Origin of the sequence: Campylobacter sp. FU_497, assembly GCF_025772425.1 — a bacterium.
Classification (GTDB): domain Bacteria; phylum Campylobacterota; class Campylobacteria; order Campylobacterales; family Campylobacteraceae; genus Campylobacter_D; species Campylobacter_D lari_C.
Map to the genome: position 1 here is coordinate 1 of NZ_JAKMSC010000009.1, position 18,533 is coordinate 18,533.

Sequence of the window (18,533 nt, forward strand, 5' to 3'; positions counted from 1 at the left end):
TAAAAAATTAAAAGTAAGAAAGCAAAAATGCTAATGTCAAGCTTTAAACTTCTATAAGGAAAATATCGTTTATGAAAAAAAGCGTATAAAGGAGCAAAAATCAAAAAGCAAAAGCTAAATAACAAGCCCAAATGATACCCGCTAATAGCAATTAAATGCGCGATATTATAAAAATTTACATCATTTCTAAGTTCACTTGATACATTTTTTGCAAAAAATAAAGCCCCGTAAAATTCTTTGATTTTTTCATTTTGATGTTGATTTAAAAAATACCTTATTAAAGTATTTTCTTTTTGTGTATCGGTTTTGTTAAAATCATAACTTGGCGCATAAAAACTTTTACTAAGATAATCTTTAAAGTTAATATTTTTAGTGATAATTCTAAGATTTAGAATATCGTTTTTGCTTAAATTTAGATCTTTATAACTAGTAGTGTAAAAAATAAAATCGGAATTTTTGAGTTTGAAAACTTGATATTTTTTACCTTTTTTATTAGTTTTTTCATAAGAAGATAAAATGATGTTATCTTTAAGTAATAAATGTTTAGTAAGTTTAAAATTTTGATATTTTTTGTACTCATAGATGAGATTTAAACTAAAAATTGCTAAAAAACATAATAGTAAAATAAAAAATTCTCTATAAGTTTCTTTTATAGAGAATTTTAAACTCATTTTTTCTTAGAAAAGCGTGATAAATATAACCATATAATAAAAATTAAAGTGATTATAAAAGCAGGAGCTATGTAAGGATAGTTGGCAAATGCTTCAAAAGCTTCTTTTAGGGTATTTCCAAAAATAAAACCAGCATAGCCTAAAATAACAGCCCAAATCAAACTAGCTAAGGTGTTGATGATAAAAAATCTTACAAAGCTAAATTTACAAAGACCTGCTGCTATAGGAATGATAGTTTTTACTCCATAGATAAATTTTTGCACTACTAAAAGCAAATCACCATATTTTTTGATTTTCATCATAGCAAGAGCGATTTTTCTTCTATGATTTTTAAAATAAGGCATTATGTCTTTTTTATAGTATTTTCCCAAGATAAACAACAAGGTTGAGCCTATGGTATTAGCTAAAAAGGCTAAAAATATACACAAATGTAAATCAAGTTTAGTTGAACTTGCACAAAGCACTCCTGCAGCAAGTATAGCAACCATACCTCCACCAAAGGAATAAAAAAATAAAATCAAATAGCCATAAGTGCTTAGATTATCTATCATTTCTTGCATGAAAAACCTTATCTTGCAAAATCAATAGCTCTAAGCTCTCTGATGACATTGACTTTTATTTCACCAGGGTATTGAACTTTTTCTTGGATTTCTTCAGCTATTTCTTTAGCTAAAAGCACAGATTCATCATCATTGACTAATTTTGCATTAACAATAACCCTAATCTCCCTACCAGCATTAATAGCATAAGCTTTTTTAACCCCTTCTTTACTTTTTGCTATATCTTCAAGTTCACTCACTCTTTTTAAAAAAGCTTCTAAAACTTCACGTCTTGCACCAGGGCGCGCAGCGCTTAGTGTATCTGCTGTACAAACTGCAGCTGATTCTATGCTAATAGCTTCTTCATGTCCATGGTGAGCATAAATTGCATTAATCACCACAGGATGTTCTTTATATCTTTTGCAAAGCTCAGCTCCTAAATCCACATGAGAACCTTCAAATTCATGTGTTAAAGCCTTGCCTATATCGTGTAAAATCCCAGCTCTTCTTGCTAATTTTTCATCCCCGCCACACTCAGCTGCTATGATTCCAGCTAAATGTGCCACTTCTAAAGAATGTGCTAGAGCATTTTGGCCATAACTTGCTCTATATCTTAATTTTCCTATTAATTTAACAATTTCAGGATGTATATTATTAAGTCCTAAATCCATTACTATAGTTTGACCTTCTTCTAAGATATTATCTTCAAATTCTTTGCAAACTTTTTCATGAATTTCTTCTATTTTTGCAGGTTGTATTCTGCCATCTTCAACTAAAAGCTCAATCACTTTTGTAGCAATGGCGCGTCTATAAAGATTAAAACAACTTACTATAATCGCTCCAGGTGTATCATCGATGATAATATCAACACCCAAAACCATTTCTAAGGTTTTAACATTTCTTCCTTCTTTACCTATAATACGACCTTTTAGTTCATCATTTTTGATATTTACTACATTGATTAATCTTTCAGCAGCAAATTCTCCTGCAAATCTTGAAGTAGCCTGCGCTAAGATAAAATTAGCCTTTCTTTTAGCTTCATTTCTAGCTTCTTCTTCGTATTTTCTAACAATATGAGCAATCTCAGCTCTTGAGTTTTCTTCTACTTTTTGTAAGACAATGTTTTTTGCCTCTTCTTGTGTAAGACCAGCTGAATGTTCAAGGATTTTTAAAACATCATTTAGTTTTGTTTCATAGTTTTGTTTTAAATTTTCATTTTCCTCATGTAAAGCTTTTATAACTTGTTGCTCTTTTGCTAATTTATTTTTGTTTTCCTCATGAAGTTTTTCTTGATAATGAAGATTTTGTTCTTTTTTATTAAGCTCTTCTAGCTTAACAGAATGCTCTTTTTGTAGTTTTTGAATTTTTTCATCAAATTTTTTCTTTGCTGTAAATTCAGCTTCAGCAACTGAATTTTTAGCATCTTTAAGTGTTAATTCAGCTTCGTATTCAATGGCTTTTGCTTTTGCTTTTGCTTGCTCTAAAAAGATATTGAAATTTGCATCATTAATCTTTTTGGCGACTATATACCCAATCCCTCCGCCTATAAAAACGGCTATTAATGCGACTAATATTTCTATCATTGTTTTTAACTTTCCTAAAATATTTTTTATAAGGGTTTATATAAAAATTTCCTTTTATATCATGATCTTGGCTAAAAAATTGATCAGATTTTGCATCTATCATTTGCGTAAAAATAACCAAAGGTTTTTTATAAGAAATGCTTTCAAAAAATCTATCGTAAAAACCTTGACCATGACCGATTCTTCCTAATTTTGCATCTACACCTATTACAGGGATAATCGCAACATCAATGCGAGTTTGCAAAAAAGAATCTTTTGGTTCATATACCCCAAAGCTCTTTTTTTCAAGAGCTAATCTTAATTTTACTACCTTTAAACTTTTATCTTGCATAAATGGGACGAAAATTTGATATTTTTTTGTTAAAAAATGTCTGAATTTATAAAGATTAATTTCATATTTTAAAGGAATATATATAAGGATATTTTTACAATTTTTGCATAAATTTAGAATTTTCATTATTTCTTGAAAAACTAAAAAATCCCTTTTGTATTGATATTTTAATTTTAAATGCATTTTGGATTTTTGTTTTATTCTAAAATTGTTTTTTATCAAGGCTTTCCTTAAAGTTTTTAACTTTTTATGTTATACTTTTAAGCTTAAAAAATCATAAGGATAAGAATTGAAATTTAAAATTTTTTTAGTAATTTTTATCGCGGTATTTTTTGCTTCATGCTCTAGTGATAAAGAAAATTCTAGTGCTGAAAATACAGACAATGCAAGTTTAACTCAAAGTGAAAATACTGATTTTACTTTGAAATTTTTAGATGGTAGAAAAATGTATGTGAAATATCATGAGCAAGCATTTAATTTTGATGATACGGCTAAAGCTAAGTTGTTTGTTTTTTTTACAAGTTGGTGTGCGCCTTGTAAGGCTCAAATTCCACATTTAAATAATCTAAATAAAAAATATCAAGACAAATTTGAAGTAATAGCGCTTTTTTTAGAAGAAAATAAAGAGCAAGAAATATTAACTTTTATAGAAGATGAAAAAATGAAATTTCCAGTGGCTATAGGGGGGAATAATTTTGTTTTTTCCAAGGTTTTAAATGTCAGTTCTGTACCAACAATGGTGTTGTTTAATGCAAAAGGCGAAAAGATTAAAGAGTATTTAGGGATAATTCCTGAAGAAATGTTAGATATAGATATACAAAAAGCGATAATGTAATGTTTGGATTTTTAAAAAATGGTTTGAAAAAAACCTTAGAAAGTATTCATTTAGTTAAGGCTTCAAATAAAATCATTACCAAAGATTTGCTTGAAGAAATGCTTTTAGAAGCTGATGTAGCGTATGAAATAGTTGAAGAGATTATTTATTATCTTCCTCCAAATGATGAGGTTAAAAAGGCTGATTTAGAGCGTGTTATGGGGACTTATTTTATTTATGATAAACCAGAACTTGCTAATGCCAAGCCTTTTGTGGATTTGATTTTAGGTGTAAATGGGGTAGGTAAGACTACAAGTATTGCTAAAATGGCGCATTTACATAAAGAAAATGGCGAAAAAGTTATACTTGGAGCTTGTGATACTTTTAGAGCAGGAGCCATAGAGCAGTTAAAGTTATGGGCGCAAAAATTAGATATAGATATCATAGCTACTTCACAAGGACACGATCCTTCAGCAGTTGCTTATGATGTTATTTCTAAAGCTTTGGCAAAAAACTATGATAGGGTTATTTTAGATACAGCAGGACGCTTGCAAAATCAAAAAAATCTTGCTAATGAGCTTGAAAAAATCGTTCGCATAAGTGATAAAGCTATGCAAGGAGCTCCTCATAGAAAAATCCTTGTGCTTGATGGCACTCAAGGTGTAGCAGGAATTTTGCAGGCAAAAGCTTTTAATGATTTGGTAAAACTTGATGGAGTGATTATTACAAAACTTGATGGAACTGCTAAAGGTGGGGCTTTATTTAGTATAGCAAGAGAACTTGAGCTTCCTATTTTATATGTAGGAGTAGGGGAGCAACTAGGACAAATTCATGAGTTTAATCCTAATGAATACGTTAAAACTTTAGTTGAAGAGATTTTTGCATAATTTATGGCTAAAAAACATATTTTATTTGAATGTCAAGCTTGTGGAAATCAGCAAAGTAAATGGCTAGGCAAATGTCCTGAATGCGGTTCTTGGGATAGTTTTGTTGAGTTAAAGCAAGAACAAATTAAGGTTTTAAAAGAGTTAAATTCACTCTCAAACACTCCAAGTTCTGCAGTATGTATCAATGATGTTATAGCAGAAAATTTCACTCGCATTAGCACTGATGATAATGAACTTGATTTAGTTTTAGGTGGTGGGCTTGTTGTGGGCTCTTTGGTGTTAATTGGGGGTTCACCTGGGGTTGGAAAATCCACACTTTTATTAAAAATTGCTTCCAATTTGGCAAAAAGTGGTAAAAAAGTACTTTATGTAAGTGGAGAGGAGAGTAAATCTCAAATCAAACTGCGTGCAGATCGTTTGAATGCAAATTGTGAGAATTTATTTTTACTTACTGAACTTTGCTTGGAAGATATTTTAAGCGAGCTTTCTAAAAAAGATTATGAAATTTTAATTATTGATTCTATTCAAACTTTATATTCTAATAAAATTACTTCAGCAGCAGGTAGTATCACTCAAGTTAGAGAAATTACTTTTGAGTTAATGCGCTATTCTAAGGCTAATAATATCAGCACTTTTATCATAGGTCATATTACTAAAGATGGAGCTATAGCTGGACCTAGAATTTTAGAGCATATGGTAGATGTAGTGCTTTATTTTGAAGGTGATGCTAATAAAGAAATAAGGATTTTAAGAGGTTTTAAAAATCGTTTTGGAAATATTTCTGAAGTTGGTATTTTTGAAATGACTTCTAAGGGTTTAATTAGTGCTAAAGACATAGCTAATAGATTTTTTACGCGTGGCAAGGCAGTAAGTGGTAGTGCTTTGAGTGTAGTGATGGAAGGAAGCAGAGCTTTAGTACTAGAAATTCAAGCCTTAGTTTGTGAGAGTGCTTACCCAAAACGCAGTGCAACAGGCTATGAAAAAAATCGTTTAGATATGCTCATAGCTTTACTTGAGAGAAAGCTTGAAATTCCTTTGGGGCATTATGATGTTTTTATTAATGTAAGTGGTGGGGTAAAAATTAGTGAAACTGCGGCAGATTTAGCGGTGGTTGCGGCTATTATTTCAAGTTTTAAAAACCGCCCTTTAAGCAAAGATAGTGTTTTTGTGGGTGAGCTTAGTTTAAATGGTGAAATCAAAGAAGTATTTTCGCTTGATGTGCGTTTAAAAGAAGCTAAAATGCAAAAATTTAAAAATGCCATAGTGCCTGTAAAACCTATGGAAGATCTTGGTTTAAAATGTTTTGTAGCTAAAGAATTACGTGAGGTTTTAGAATGGATGTAAAATTTGATGTAATTATTATAGGTTCAGGTCTTGGAGGCTTAAGTGCGGGCGCTTTTTTAGCTAAAAATGGAAAAAAAGTTTTAGTTTTAGAACAGCATTCTTTAATCGGTGGTTGTGCTACTTGTTTTAAAAGAAAAGGCGCTTTGATTGATGCGGGACTTCATGAGATGGATTTAGGTGAAGCAAAAACTGACATGAAGCATTTGGTTTTTGAAAAACTTGGTATAAAAAATAAAATTGAAATTTTACCTTTGCCAAGTGCATGGAGTATTAAAAGTAAAAATTATAATCTAACTTTACCTCATGGTATAGAAAAAGTAAAAGAAGTTCTGAAAAAAGAATTTCCACAAGAATGCAAAGGCATTGATAAGTATTTTAAAGCTATAAAAAAGCAAGCTTATGCTATTCGAAGATTTCCTTGGGATTTAAAATTAAGTGAATTATTGTTATTTCCATTTAGTACTGCTTGGATATTTATTAAAAATAGATTGTTTGATAAAAAAGTTTATGATGTTTTAAATGCTTATATTAAAAATGATAAGCTAAAAAAGATTTTAAATGCAAATTTAAGTTATTATCATCATGATAGTAAAGAATTTATTTTTAGTTTTCATGGCATTGCTCAAAAGCATTATTATGATGGTGGGGTGTATATTAAAGGTGGCTCGCAAGCTTTAAGTGATGCTTTGGCTGAGGTTATCAAAGAAAATCAAGGACAGATTTTAGCCAAGGCTGAAGTTGTTAAAATACTCACAAAAGATCAAAAAGCTTATGGAGTAGAATACATTCAAAATAATCAAAAACACACCATCCATGCGCAAAATATCATCGCAAATTGTGATCCTTTAATCGTATATAAAGACTTACTTAAAGATTTAAATTTAACCCAAGAAATCAAAGCAATAGAATCTAAAAAGCGTGCTTGTTCTTTGGTAAGTGCTTATTTTATTTATGATAAAGATATTTCTAAAATTTATGAAAATATGGATTATTGTAATTTTATATTCGAAGATGATTTTTTAAATAGTTCATATGAAAATACTAATATTTTAAAACTAGATATCAAAAAAAGACCTATAGCTTTTGTAAATTATTCTAAGATTGATAGTGGTTTAGCTAGTGATAAATACATAGGTGTTGTAGCTTTTAGTTCAAATTATCAAGAGTGGGATTTAAATAAGCAAGATTATAAAGCTAAAAAAGAAGAAGTGTTAAAAGCTATAGTGCAAAGACTAGATGAGATTTTTCCAAATTTAAGCTCATACTTGATCCATCAAGAATTAGCCACGCCAAAAACTATACAAAGATACACTAGAGCTTATGAGGGTACAATTTATGGATTTTCTCAAGATCAAGAAGGAGCTAAATATAGATTACATTATAAAAGTAAAAGTATAGAAAATTTATATTTTGCTAATGCTTTTATATTTCCTGGCGGTGGTTTTACAGGTGCAATTTTGGGTGGATATTTTTGCGCTAATAAAATGAATTTTCATTAAAATATAAGCAATTTTTTTTTATAATATTAGCTTTGAAATATTTATTCTGCTAAGGATTTTTTAATGAAAGATTTATTTTTATTTAGTTCTTTTATAGATTCTAGTCACACTTTTGCATACTTTTTTCATTTGGGTATAGTAGTTGTGATTTCTTTGATTTTAGCAAAACTTGCTACAAGATCTATGCAAATTGTTCCAAGAGGTAGTCAGAATTTAGCTGAAGCTTATATGGAAGGCATTTTAAGCATGGGTAGGGATACTATGGGTAGCGATGAAGCTGCTAGAAAATACTTGCCTTTAGTTGCAACTATAGGTTTTATGGTGTTTTTTAGTAATATTATAGGAATCATCCCAGGTTTTGAAGCTCCAAGCGCTAGTTTAAATTTTAGTGCTTCTTTGGCTATTATAGTATTTGTGTATTATCATTTTGAAGGTATTAGAACTCAAGGATTTTTTAAGTATTTTGCACATTTCATGGGACCTGTGAAAATTCTAGCGCCTTTAATGTTTCCTATAGAAGTGGTTTCTCATTTTTCAAGAGTTATTTCTTTATCTTTCCGTTTATTTGGTAATATCAAGGGAGATGATTTATTCTTAGCAGTTATTTTAGCTCTTGTGCCTTGGGTTGCACCACTACCTGCTTATATGCTTTTAACTTTTATGGCATTTTTACAATCTTTTATTTTTATGATTTTAACTTATGTTTATTTAGCAGGTGCAACTGTAGTTGATGAGCATCATTAATTTTTAAAAAGCAAAAAATATTTTTTGCTTTTTTTCTTTTCTAATCTTCCTCTTTTATTCTTTTTTAAACTCTTTTTGAAATAAAAAACGCTAGAATAAATAAAAAATTCTAAGGAAAATTTTAATGTTTGAAGTTGTTATAGGACTTGAAGTTCATGCACAATTAAATACAAAAACAAAAATCTTTTGTTCATGTGCAACTTCTTTTGGAGAAAAATCAAATACTAATGTATGCCCAACATGTTTAGCTTTGCCAGGTGCTTTGCCTGTATTAAATCAAGAAGCAGTGAAAAAAGCTATAGCATTTGGAAAAGCAGTTAATGCAACTATAAATAAAAAAAGTATTTTTAATAGAAAAAATTATTTTTATCCTGATTTGCCAAAAGCTTATCAAATTTCGCAATTTGATATTCCTATAGTGGAAAATGGCGAGTTGTTTATCAATGTAAATGGAGAAAATAAACGTATAGGTATCACTAGAGCTCATTTAGAAGAAGATGCGGGGAAAAATATACATGAGAGTAATTTTTCAAAAGTAGATTTAAATAGAGCAGGTACACCTTTGCTTGAAATCGTTAGCGAGCCTGAACTTAGAAGTTCTGATGAGGCAGTGGCTTATTTGAAAAAGCTTCATTCTATTATAAGATTTTTAGATATTTCGGATGCAAATATGCAAGAAGGTAGTTTTAGATGTGATGCTAATGTTAGTATTCGTCCTAAAGGTGATGATAAACTTTATACTAGAGTAGAGATTAAAAACTTAAATTCATTCCGTTTTATCCAAAAGGCAATTGAGTATGAAGTAAAACGCCAAAGTGAAGCTTGGGAAGATGGAAAATACGATCAAGAAGTTGTGCAAGAAACAAGATTATTTGATACGGTTAATTTAGTTACTAGAAGCATGAGAGGTAAGGAAGATTCTGCTGAATATAGATATTTTCCTGATCCTGATCTTTTACCTGTAATTTTAGATGATGAAATGTTAAATCAAGATATACCTGAACTTCCTGATGAGAAAAAAGCTAGATTTGTTAGCGAGTTAGGTATTAAAGAAAGCGATAGTGAAGTGATTGTATCTTCATTAGAGCTTTGTAGGTATTTTGAGTATTTAATTGATCAAAAATTAAACCCAAAACTTTGTGTTACTTGGCTTACGACAGAATTAATGGGACTTTTAAAAGGTGAGTTAACTATAGAAAACTCACCTATAAAACAAGAAAAATTAGCTATTTTAATCAAACGTATAGAAGAAGGTGTTATTAGCGCTAAAGCAGGTAAGGATATTTTAGCTTATGTGTTTGAAAATACAGAAGTTGAAATTGATGATGCTATTGAAAAACTTGGTTTAAAACAGGTTAGTGATGATGGTGCTATTGAAAAGATTATTGATGAAATTTTAGCAAACAATGAAGATAAAGTAGCTGAATATAAAAGCGGTAAAGATAAACTTTTTGGTTTCTTTGTTGGGCAAGCAATGAAAGCAGGCAAGGGTGCATTTAATCCTGCTAAAGTGAATGAAATTTTAAAAGCAAAACTTGGTTAAATATGAAAATAGCAGTTGTTGGTGCAGGAAAATGGGGAAGTGCTTTATATGATGCATTGAGCGTTAAAAATGAATGCGTGATAACTTCTTTTCACAAAAAAGATCTTTCTTATTTTGTTAGCACCAAAGAAGCTTTAGAATATGAATATTTAGTTTTTGCTTTATATGCTCAAGGAATACATGAGTGGCTTGTAAATAATTTTAAAGATTTAAATCAAAAAATTCTTGTAGCTTCTAAGGGTATTGATTGTAAAAGTTTAAAATTTATGGATGAGGTTTTTGGTGAGTTCATAAGTAGTGATAGACTTTGTTTTTTAAGTGGTCCTTCTTTTGCAAGTGAAGTTTTAGAAAAAAAACCTTGTGCTTTGGTTGTTAGCGGTAAAAATCAAGATCTTTGTAATCAATTTGCAAGTTTTTTTCCAAATTATATTAAAACTTATACAAGTTCTGATGTTAAAGGTGCTGAAATTTGTGGTGCATATAAGAATGTTTTAGCAATTGCAAGCGGGGTTTGCGATGGTTTAAATTTAGGTAATAATGCAAGAGCTTCTTTGGTTTCAAGAGGCTTGGTGGAAATGCACCGTTTTGGGCAGTTTTTTAACGCTAAAGAAGAAACATTTTTAGGACTTAGTGGGGCTGGAGATTTATTTTTAACAGCTTCTAGTAATCTATCAAGAAATTATAGAGTAGGTTTAAGTTTGGCTAGTGGCAAAAATATAAAAGATATTTTAATGGAGCTTGGAGAGGTAGCCGAAGGAGTGCAAACTGCTTATGCTATACATTCTTTATCAAAACAATTTCAAATTTATACCCCGATTGTTAACGAAGTAGTCTTAATGCTAGAGGGTAAGAATGCTTGGGAGTCTTTGAAAGATTTGATGTCATCAAAGGAGGAAATATCATGATTATCAAAAATGCAAAAATTTATGGTGAGCAAAAGCTTGATCTTAAAATAGAAGATGGAAAAATCACTCAAATTGCTAATGATTTAAATGATGATGAGCATATTGTTGATATAGAAGGTAAGACTTTACTTCCTTCGTTTATTGATTTAAATGTTAGTTTGCTTGATAATGAATTTAGTATAGATAAATTATACGATCTTGAAAAAGCATGCTTAAAAGGTGGGGTGGGGACTATTGTTTTAAAAGATAGTTTAGAAGCTAACACTCAAGGCTATGCACTTTATTTTGATAAATTAAAATCTTTAGATATTAATGTTTTACCTACTATTAATGTATTAGATAAAACAGAAAAATTAAAAAATATTGCTACCTTAATTGATATGGGCGCAAAAGGATTAGAGCTTTCAAGTACTTTAGGTGCAAATTATTTAAGACAATGTATGCAATATGCTAATATGAAATCAACTCCGGTGTTTTTAAAGTGTTTTGATGAGAGTTTTGATGATCATGGAGTGATGAACGATGGACAAATAAGTTTTGAATTAGGACTAATAGGAATTAGCGATATAGCTGAAACTAGTGAAGTAGCAAAAATGAAAGAACTAGTGAAATTTTATAAAAACAAAGCTTGTTTTAGCTCTTTAGCAATTACAAGATCATTTGAATTATTGCATGATCAATATAGTGAAATTTCAATCCATCATTTAATCAAAGATGAAAGTGCATGTGAAAATTTCAATACTCAAGCAAAAATCTTACCTCCTTTAAGAGCAAAAGATGAATTAATAAGCCTTAAAAAATTACTTCAAAATAAAAAAATTACTTTCTTAAGCTCTTTGCATACTCCTAGCACTAAAAAAGATTTAGCTTTTGATGAAGCAGATTTTGGAGTTAATGCCATAGCTATGTATATGAGTTTATGTTTTACATATTTAGTAAAAGAAGGTATTTTAACTTGGAAAGAATTATGTGATTTTACAAGTTATAATCAAGCGCAATTTTTAGGATTAAACAAAGGTAAAATAGAAATTGGCTTTGATGCTGATTTAGTTGTATTTGATGAAAAACTTTCTTTTAGTGGAGAAGGTTTATATGTAAATGATATCTTGCAAGGTAAGGTAGAGAAAAGCTTTATAACAGGAAAAGTTTTTAGCATTTAAGCTAAAAACTTTTATTTATTTTGCATAGCTTGTGCTACTTGAGCTGAGCTATTTCTAATTTTTTCCATACACTCTCTAGCCTCTTTAGCTAAGTCCACACTTTGATTTACGCCACTTAAACCATCTTTAATACTTTGTACCACTTCAGCTGTTACATTTCTAATAGAATTAATGGTAGTAGTAATTTCATTTACTGAATGTCCAGTTCTTTCAGCTAGATTTCTAACCTCATCAGCAACAACAGCAAAGCCTCTACCATGTTCACCTGCACGCGCTGCTTCAATAGCTGCATTTAGTGCTAAAAGATTAGTTTGATCAGCTATATCGCTAATAGTTTGAATAATATTTTTGATTTCTTCTGATTGCTCATTTAATGATGAAACCAAATTACTACTATTATTCATCATATCAGCAATGCCCTGAATATTTTGAACTGTATTTTCTATAACGCTATCACCTTCTTGGGTTAAATTATCATTTTGCTCAGCTAATTCACTGATAAGTTTTAATTTTTCCTCATCTCTTACAACTTGTTCGGTAATATCTGTTGCAAATTTAATAACTTTGTAAATTTCTCCATCATCATTTTTGATAGGATTATAACTTGCTTCTAAATGGATTAGTTTGTTATTTTTACCAAAGCGTATGAATTTTCCTGATTGAAATTTACCACTTCTTAGTTCTTCCCAAAAAATTGTATATTCTTTGGAATTTCTAAATTTTTCTTCACAGAACATACTATGGTGTTTTCCTTTGATTTCACTTAATGAATAACCCATAGTTTGAGTAAAGTTTTCATTAGCATTTAAAATCTCTCCATAAGGATTAAATTCAATAATAGCCATAGAACGATTAGCTGCATCTATGGTATTTTTTAGATCAAGCATTTCATAATGTCTTTGAGTGATATCATTAGCAAATTTAATAACCTTATATACTTCATTATTTTGATCTAAAATAGGGAGATAATTTGCTTCAAGATAGATGTCTTTTCCACCTTTTGCAATACGTCTAAAAAGACCATTTCTTGATTTACCACTTTTTAAATCTCTCCAAAAATCAACATAGCGCTGTGATTTTACTACCTCAGGTAAGCAAAACATACTATGGTGTTTTCCTTTGATCTCTTCTAGAGAGTAATTCATGGTTTTTAGAAAATTTTCATTGGCGCTAATGATGGTTCCGTCTGTTTGGAATTCTATCATTGCCATAGTTTTACTTATAGCATTAAGTATATCTTGAAAGGCTTGATTAGATTGCTCTAATTGAGTAATTTGTTCATTAATTTTTTTCTTGTTGATAAACATAAAACCCCTTTATAAAATAATTTGGAATTATATAGTGTTTTTTAAAATAAATAATTTGTTTATATTAGTTTTTTGTTAAATTAGAAAATTTTTCTTGCAAAGAAGTTCTTATTGAATCATTGATTTTTTCACTATCATTTAGATATTGCTCGTTAAGTTTTTCAAACTCTTTTAAAAACTCAAAAAGAGTTTCCTCCCATAAAGCACTATTTTTTTTACTTAAATTCATGGTTTGAATATGATTAAGTTTTCTACTCATATCACTTAAATTTTCTAAAAATTCATCTTTATGATTTTCATTTTGAAGCGTAAAGGTATCTTGTAAAAGATTGTTTTTGATATTTCTTATTTCTTCATTGATTAGATCACAAAACTCAGGATAAATATCATTTTTTATAGGCTCAAGTAAAGCTTGCTCATCTAATTTTAAGGTGTATTTTTTAATAGCAAAGAAAAGAATTAAAAAAGCTATTGCGCTAATTAAGAGATAAAAAGCCATTTTTTAAATTTCCTTAAAATGGTGCGGTTAGCGAGATTTGAACTCGCACACGCTGAGCGCACCACCCCCTCAAGATGGCGTGTCTACCAATTCCACCATAACCGCATAAAGCCCTAAATAGGGCTTTAAATTAAGCTGCTACTAATGCTTGGAATGGATTAGCATAAAGAGCGATAAGAGCAATAACAAGTGCGTAAATAACTTGAGCTTCAATCATCGCTAAAGCAATAAACATAGTAGTCATTAATTTACCACCAAGACCAGGGTTTCTAGCAGTACCTGCTATAGTTGCTGCTGCAGTGTTACCCATACCGATAGCTCCACCTAAAGCTGCAACACCAAGTCCTAAACCTGCTGCTAAGATAGAAAAAGAAGCTAACCATTGATTCATAGAACCTTCAGCTGCAAATGCAAAACCGCTTAAAGCTAGCATTAAAAATACGATTTTTTTCATAGTTTTTCCTTATAAAAATTTAAATCCTTTCGGCTTGCGTATCCCTACTCGTGATTTATAAAAGCGAAATTATATATCAATATAGCTTTAAAATTATTGAAATTTAAATTAATATATCTATTTTAAAACAAATTAAAGTTTTTTTTAGCTACATTAAAAGTTTTTTATAGTTTTATAAATTTAAGGTTATTTTTATGAATGAAAAATTTTCTAAAATAGGTTTTGTATTAGCAGTAGCAGGCTCAGCTGTTGGGCTTGGAAATGCTTGGAAATTCCCAACTTTAGTAGGACAAAATGGAGGCTCAGCCTTTGTGCTTTTGTATTTACTTTTGACTTTGGGAGTAGGTTTTGTGATATTTTTAGCCGAACTTAGCATAGGAAAACTTAGTGAAAAAGACCCTGTAAATGCTTATTATACTTTAGCACCAAAACACAAAAGAGCTTGGTCTATAGTCGGCTTTTCTTTAATAGGTGCTATTTTAATTGTTTCTTTTTATAGTGTGATTATAGGATGGATTGTAAAGTATGCTTATTTTGGGTTTTTTCCTTTACCAAAAAGCATAGAAGAAAGTGGCGCTATTTTTGGAAATTTGCTTTCTAATGATGTTTTATCTCAATTTATATGTTTTACTTTTGTATTTATAGTGATTTTTTATGTAGTATCAAAAGGTGTTAAAAGTGGTATAGAAAAACTCAATGTTTGGATGATGCCAAGTTTATTTATACTACTTATTTTAATGCTTGGATATTCTTTTAGTATGGATGGTTTTTCTAAAGCGAGTGAGTTTTTGTTTTCTCCGGACTTTTCTAAGCTTAGTGTAGGAGCATTTTTGAGTGCTTTAGGACTTGCTTGTTTTTCTTTATCTATTGGAGTGGGTTCGATTATAACTTATTCTGCAAGTTTATCAGATAAAACAAATTTTATTACAAGCACTATTAATATTATTATTATTAATATTATTATTGGTATTATGATGGGACTTATTGTATTTACTTTTATATTTGAATTTGGAGCTGATCCTACTCAACAAGGTCCAGGTTTGATTTTTGTATCTTTAATGAGTTTGTTTTCAAATATTGATCCAATCGGTTTTTTACCTTTAGGAAATATTTTAGCTGTGGCCTTTTTTATAGCTTTATTTTTTGCAGGGATTACTTCAGCAGTCTCTATGATAGAGCCTTTAACTTTTTACTTAATCAATTCTTATAATTTTACAAGAAAAAAAGCTTTAATTTTTATAGCTTTCATTGTATATTTTTTGGGAAGTTTGTGTATTTTATCAGGAATTGAGTGGAGTAAAGATTCTTTAGAATTTTTTGGAAAAAGTTTTTTTGATATATTAGATTTTATTGCTTCAAATTTAATGATGCCTTTGGGTGGATTATTTGGTGCAATTTTTGTAGGCTTTGTGCTTAAAAAAGAAGCTTTGCAAACTTTATTTTATCCTTATATGAGGGGTAAATACTTTGAGTGCTGGTATTTTTTTGTAAGGTATATCTCGCCTTTAGCGGTGATTTTAATCATGGTAAAACAATTATTTTTTTAAGGTTAAAAGATGAATGAAAAATTTTCTAAAATAGGTTTTGTATTAGCAGTAGCAGGCTCAGCTGTTGGGCTTGGAAATGCTTGGAAATTTCCAACTTTAGTGGGTAATAATGGCGGTTCAGCTTTTGTAGTGGTGTATTTGCTTTTAACCTTAGGTGTGGCTTTTGTGATATTTTTAGCCGAACTTAGCATAGGAAAACTTAGTGAAAAAGACCCTGTAAATGCTTATCATACTTTAGCGCCAAAAAACAAAAAAGCTTGGTCGCTTGCGGGATTTTTTATGCTTGGTGCTATTATTTTAGTGTCTTTTTATAGTGTTGTTATAGGTTGGATAGCAAAATATGCTTATTTTGGGTTTTTTGAACTACCTAAAGATACAAATGAAGCAGGCGCTATTTTTGGAAATTTACTTTCTAATGATGTTTTATCTCAATTTATATGTTTTACTTTTGTATTTATAGTGATTTTTTATGTAGTATCAAAAGGTGTTAAAAGTGGTATAGAAAAACTCAATGTTTGGATGATGCCAAGTTTATTTATACTACTTATTTTAATGCTTGGATATTCTTTTAGTATGGATGGTTTTTCTAAAGCGAGTGAGTTTTTGTTTGTGCCTGATTTTTCAAAATTAAGTGTTAATTCTATATTAGATGCGCTAGGGCTTGCATTTTTTAGTATGTCTTTGGGTGTTTGTGTGATTTTAACTTATGCAGCAAGCTTGCCTGATAAAACAAATTTTATAAGTAGTGCTTTAAATATTATTATTATTAATACTATCATTGGCTTAATGATGGGGCTTATTGTATTTACTTTTATATTTGAATTTGGAGCTGATCCTACTCAACAAGGTCCAGGGCTTATATTTATATCACTAACAACACTTTTTGTAAAATTAGGATTTTTGGGAAATATTTTAGCCATAGCCTTTTTTATTGCATTATTTTTTGCAGGAATTACTTCAGCTATTTCCATGATAGAACCTTTTACTTTTTATCTTATAAATCGTTATCAAATTTCAAGAAAGAAAGCTTTGGTTTTTGTAGGTGTGATTGTTTATTTTCTTGGAAGTTTATCTATACTTTCTTTTTATCATGTAAGCGCGCCAAGTTTAAATTTCTTTGGAAAAAGTTTTTTTGATATTTTAGACTTTTTCATACAAAATTTATTAATGCCAATTTCTGCTTTAATTACAGCATTTTTTGTAGGTTTTGTGCTTAAAAAAGAAGCTTTGCAAATTTTATTTCAACCATTTATGCGTGGGGTATATTTTGAAATTTGGTATATCTTTTTAAGATATATTTCTCCATTAGCAGTGATTTTAATCATGGCTAGACAGCTTTTTTTCTAAGGCATTAAAATGAATGATAAATTTTCTAAAATAGGCTTTGTATTAGCTGTTGCAGGCGGGGCTATAGGGCTTGGAAATGCTTGGAAATTTCCAACCTTAGTAGGACAAAATGGAGGCTTTGCTTTTGTGCTTTTGTATTTGCTTTTGACTATTAGCGTGGGATTTTGTGTATTTTTGGCTGAAATTGCTATGGGAAGATTAAGTCAAAGTGATCCTGTAAATGCTTATAAAAGCTTAGCAACTAAATATGCTCAAAAATGGAAATTTGCGGGATTTTTTATGCTTGGTGGAATTTTTGTATTATCTTTTTATCTTGTTATTATGGGTTGGGTTTTAAAATACATGATAACTTCGATTTATTATTTACCTAGCAATACTCAAGAAGCAGGAGCTTTATTTGGAAATTTAATACAAAATAGTATTTTAGAAAGTAGTTTGTATTTTTTAATTGCTTTTTTTCTTACCTTGTTTGTTGTCTCAAGAGGGGTTAAAAGTGGTATAGAAAAACTCAATGTTTGGATTATGCCAAGTTTGTTTATCATGCTTGTTTTAATGCTAGTGTATTGTTTTTTTCAAGATGGTTTTAAGGAAGCTTTTGCTTATTTGTTTTATCCTGATTTTACTAAGCTTAATTTAAATTCGGTTTTAACAGCTTTAGGTCTTGCTTTTTTTACTTTATGTTTGGGTATAGGTTGTATTACTACTTATGCAGCTTCATTAAAAGATGATACAAATTTAATTACAAGTTCAATTGTAATTGTACTTTTAAATATCAGCATAGGTTTAATGATGGGGCTTATTGTATTTACTTTTATATTTAAATTTAATGCCAATCCCGCAGAAGGTGCTGGACTTGTATTTATATCTTTAACAACTTTATTTTCTAATTTAGGCACTATTTTTGGGCATTTTTTAGCCTTTTATTTTTTCTTGGCTTTATTTTTTGCAGGAATTACTTCGGCAGTTTCTATGATAGAACCTTTTACTTTTTATCTTGTGAATGAATATAAAATTTCAAGAAAAAAAGCTTTGGTTTTTATAGGCTTTGTGGTTTTTCTTTTAGGGATGAGTTGTATTTTATCTTTTAGTGCTAGTTATGGAGTTAGCTTTAGCTTTTTTGGTTTAAGTTTTTTTGATATTTTGGATAAATTAACTTCTAATTTTATGCTCCCACTTGGAGCTATTGTAAGTGCTATTTTTGTGGGATTTTTTGTAGATAAAATGAAAATCTATAATTTATTTTCTAAATTTATGAGTAAAGCTGTTTTTGAAGTATGGTATTTTTTGCTTAGATTTGTTGCACCTATTGCGATTATTATCATTATGTTAAATCAAATTTTATAAATTTATTTTTTAAGA

At 29.7% G+C, this 18,533-nt stretch carries 18 protein-coding genes, 1 tRNA gene and 1 pseudogene; 11 read left to right on the top strand and 9 right to left on the bottom strand.

All coding sequences use genetic code 11. The features are described from left to right. The 4 genes from L8W68_RS04890 to L8W68_RS04905 form a co-directional block, all read right to left on the bottom strand. On the bottom strand, positions 1-671 hold a 671-nt coding region (locus L8W68_RS04890), incomplete at its 3' end, for a ComEC/Rec2 family competence protein (RefSeq protein ID WP_263675216.1). Continuing rightward, entirely contained in the window at positions 668-1,231 is a 564-nt protein-coding gene (locus L8W68_RS04895; RefSeq protein WP_263675217.1) for a DedA family protein, read from the bottom strand. The genes L8W68_RS04895 and L8W68_RS04890, both read right to left, overlap by 4 nt. An 8-nt stretch (positions 1,232-1,239) precedes the next feature. Continuing rightward, on the bottom strand, positions 1,240-2,793 hold the full coding sequence (gene rny, locus L8W68_RS04900) for a ribonuclease Y (protein WP_263675218.1): 1,554 nt from the start codon (positions 2,791-2,793) through the stop codon (positions 1,240-1,242). Continuing rightward, positions 2,717-3,346 carry a 5-formyltetrahydrofolate cyclo-ligase gene (locus tag L8W68_RS04905; protein ID WP_263675219.1) on the bottom strand — a complete coding sequence of 210 codons (630 nt, stop codon included), beginning with the start codon at positions 3,344-3,346 and terminating at the stop codon, positions 2,717-2,719. The genes rny and L8W68_RS04905 overlap by 77 nt, the downstream gene beginning before the upstream one ends. 67 nt (positions 3,347-3,413) lie before the next feature. Between L8W68_RS04905 and L8W68_RS04910 the strand changes: the two genes are divergently transcribed. The 8 genes from L8W68_RS04910 (at position 3,414) to L8W68_RS04945 (ending at position 12,020) form a co-directional block, all read left to right on the top strand. Next, positions 3,414-3,959 (top strand): TlpA family protein disulfide reductase, encoded by a 546-nt coding sequence (locus L8W68_RS04910; RefSeq protein WP_263675220.1) that lies wholly within the window; start codon positions 3,414-3,416, stop codon positions 3,957-3,959. Next, positions 3,959-4,825 (top strand): signal recognition particle-docking protein FtsY, encoded by an 867-nt coding sequence (gene ftsY, locus L8W68_RS04915; RefSeq protein WP_263675221.1) that lies wholly within the window; start codon positions 3,959-3,961, stop codon positions 4,823-4,825. The genes L8W68_RS04910 and ftsY overlap by 1 nt, the downstream gene beginning before the upstream one ends. A 3-nt stretch (positions 4,826-4,828) precedes the next feature. Continuing rightward, positions 4,829-6,169 carry a DNA repair protein RadA gene (radA, locus tag L8W68_RS04920; RefSeq protein WP_257938838.1) on the top strand — a complete coding sequence of 447 codons (1,341 nt, stop codon included), beginning with the start codon at positions 4,829-4,831 and terminating at the stop codon, positions 6,167-6,169. Then, complete coding sequence (locus L8W68_RS04925; RefSeq protein ID WP_263675222.1) at positions 6,160-7,668, top strand: phytoene desaturase family protein; 1,509 nt, start codon at positions 6,160-6,162, stop codon at positions 7,666-7,668. The genes radA and L8W68_RS04925 overlap by 10 nt, the downstream gene beginning before the upstream one ends. Before the next feature lie 63 nt (positions 7,669-7,731). Next, positions 7,732-8,412, top strand: coding sequence for a F0F1 ATP synthase subunit A (locus tag L8W68_RS04930; RefSeq protein WP_039668715.1), 681 nt, complete (start codon positions 7,732-7,734; stop codon positions 8,410-8,412). Between the two features lie 124 nt (positions 8,413-8,536). Beyond that, positions 8,537-9,955, top strand: a complete 1,419-nt coding sequence (gene gatB / locus L8W68_RS04935) for an Asp-tRNA(Asn)/Glu-tRNA(Gln) amidotransferase subunit GatB (RefSeq protein ID WP_263675223.1) — start codon at positions 8,537-8,539, stop codon at positions 9,953-9,955. A gap of 2 nt (positions 9,956-9,957) precedes the next feature. Further along, positions 9,958-10,860 carry an NAD(P)H-dependent glycerol-3-phosphate dehydrogenase gene (locus tag L8W68_RS04940; protein WP_263675224.1) on the top strand — a complete coding sequence of 301 codons (903 nt, stop codon included), beginning with the start codon at positions 9,958-9,960 and terminating at the stop codon, positions 10,858-10,860. Then, positions 10,857-12,020 carry a metal-dependent hydrolase gene (locus L8W68_RS04945; protein ID WP_263675225.1) on the top strand — a complete coding sequence of 388 codons (1,164 nt, stop codon included), beginning with the start codon at positions 10,857-10,859 and terminating at the stop codon, positions 12,018-12,020. Before L8W68_RS04940 ends, L8W68_RS04945 begins: the two co-directional genes overlap by 4 nt. 11 nt (positions 12,021-12,031) lie before the next feature. Here L8W68_RS04945 and L8W68_RS08270 read toward each other — a convergent pair whose 3' ends face one another. The 5 genes and pseudogenes from L8W68_RS08270 to L8W68_RS04965 form a co-directional block, all read right to left on the bottom strand. After that, a complete protein-coding gene (locus L8W68_RS08270; protein ID WP_391527395.1) occupies positions 12,032-12,580 on the bottom strand; it encodes a methyl-accepting chemotaxis protein in 549 nt (182 codons plus the stop codon). Next, positions 12,560-13,327 (bottom strand): annotated as a pseudogene (locus L8W68_RS08275) (PAS domain-containing protein); the annotation flags it as partial. The pseudogene L8W68_RS08275 and the gene L8W68_RS08270, both read right to left, overlap by 21 nt. Before the next feature lie 64 nt (positions 13,328-13,391). Beyond that, positions 13,392-13,826 (bottom strand): hypothetical protein, encoded by a 435-nt coding sequence (locus L8W68_RS04955; RefSeq protein WP_263675227.1) that lies wholly within the window; start codon positions 13,824-13,826, stop codon positions 13,392-13,394. A gap of 19 nt (positions 13,827-13,845) precedes the next feature. Next, positions 13,846-13,931: transfer RNA gene (locus tag L8W68_RS04960), tRNA-Leu, on the bottom strand. Between the two features lie 25 nt (positions 13,932-13,956). Next, positions 13,957-14,280: a F0F1 ATP synthase subunit C gene (locus L8W68_RS04965; protein WP_012661906.1), complete on the bottom strand. Its 324-nt coding sequence runs from the start codon at positions 14,278-14,280 to the stop codon at positions 13,957-13,959. Between the two features lie 194 nt (positions 14,281-14,474). Between L8W68_RS04965 and L8W68_RS04970 the strand changes: the two genes are divergently transcribed. The 3 genes from L8W68_RS04970 to L8W68_RS04980 are packed head-to-tail and all read left to right on the top strand — an operon-like array spanning position 14,475 to position 18,518. Beyond that, positions 14,475-15,827 (top strand): sodium-dependent transporter, encoded by a 1,353-nt coding sequence (locus L8W68_RS04970; RefSeq protein ID WP_263675228.1) that lies wholly within the window; start codon positions 14,475-14,477, stop codon positions 15,825-15,827. A 9-nt stretch (positions 15,828-15,836) separates the two neighbouring features. After that, a complete protein-coding gene (locus L8W68_RS04975; protein WP_263675229.1) occupies positions 15,837-17,174 on the top strand; it encodes a sodium-dependent transporter in 1,338 nt (445 codons plus the stop codon). A 9-nt stretch (positions 17,175-17,183) separates the two neighbouring features. After that, positions 17,184-18,518 carry a sodium-dependent transporter gene (locus L8W68_RS04980; RefSeq protein WP_263675230.1) on the top strand — a complete coding sequence of 445 codons (1,335 nt, stop codon included), beginning with the start codon at positions 17,184-17,186 and terminating at the stop codon, positions 18,516-18,518. The last annotated feature ends 15 nt before the right edge of the window (positions 18,519-18,533 follow it).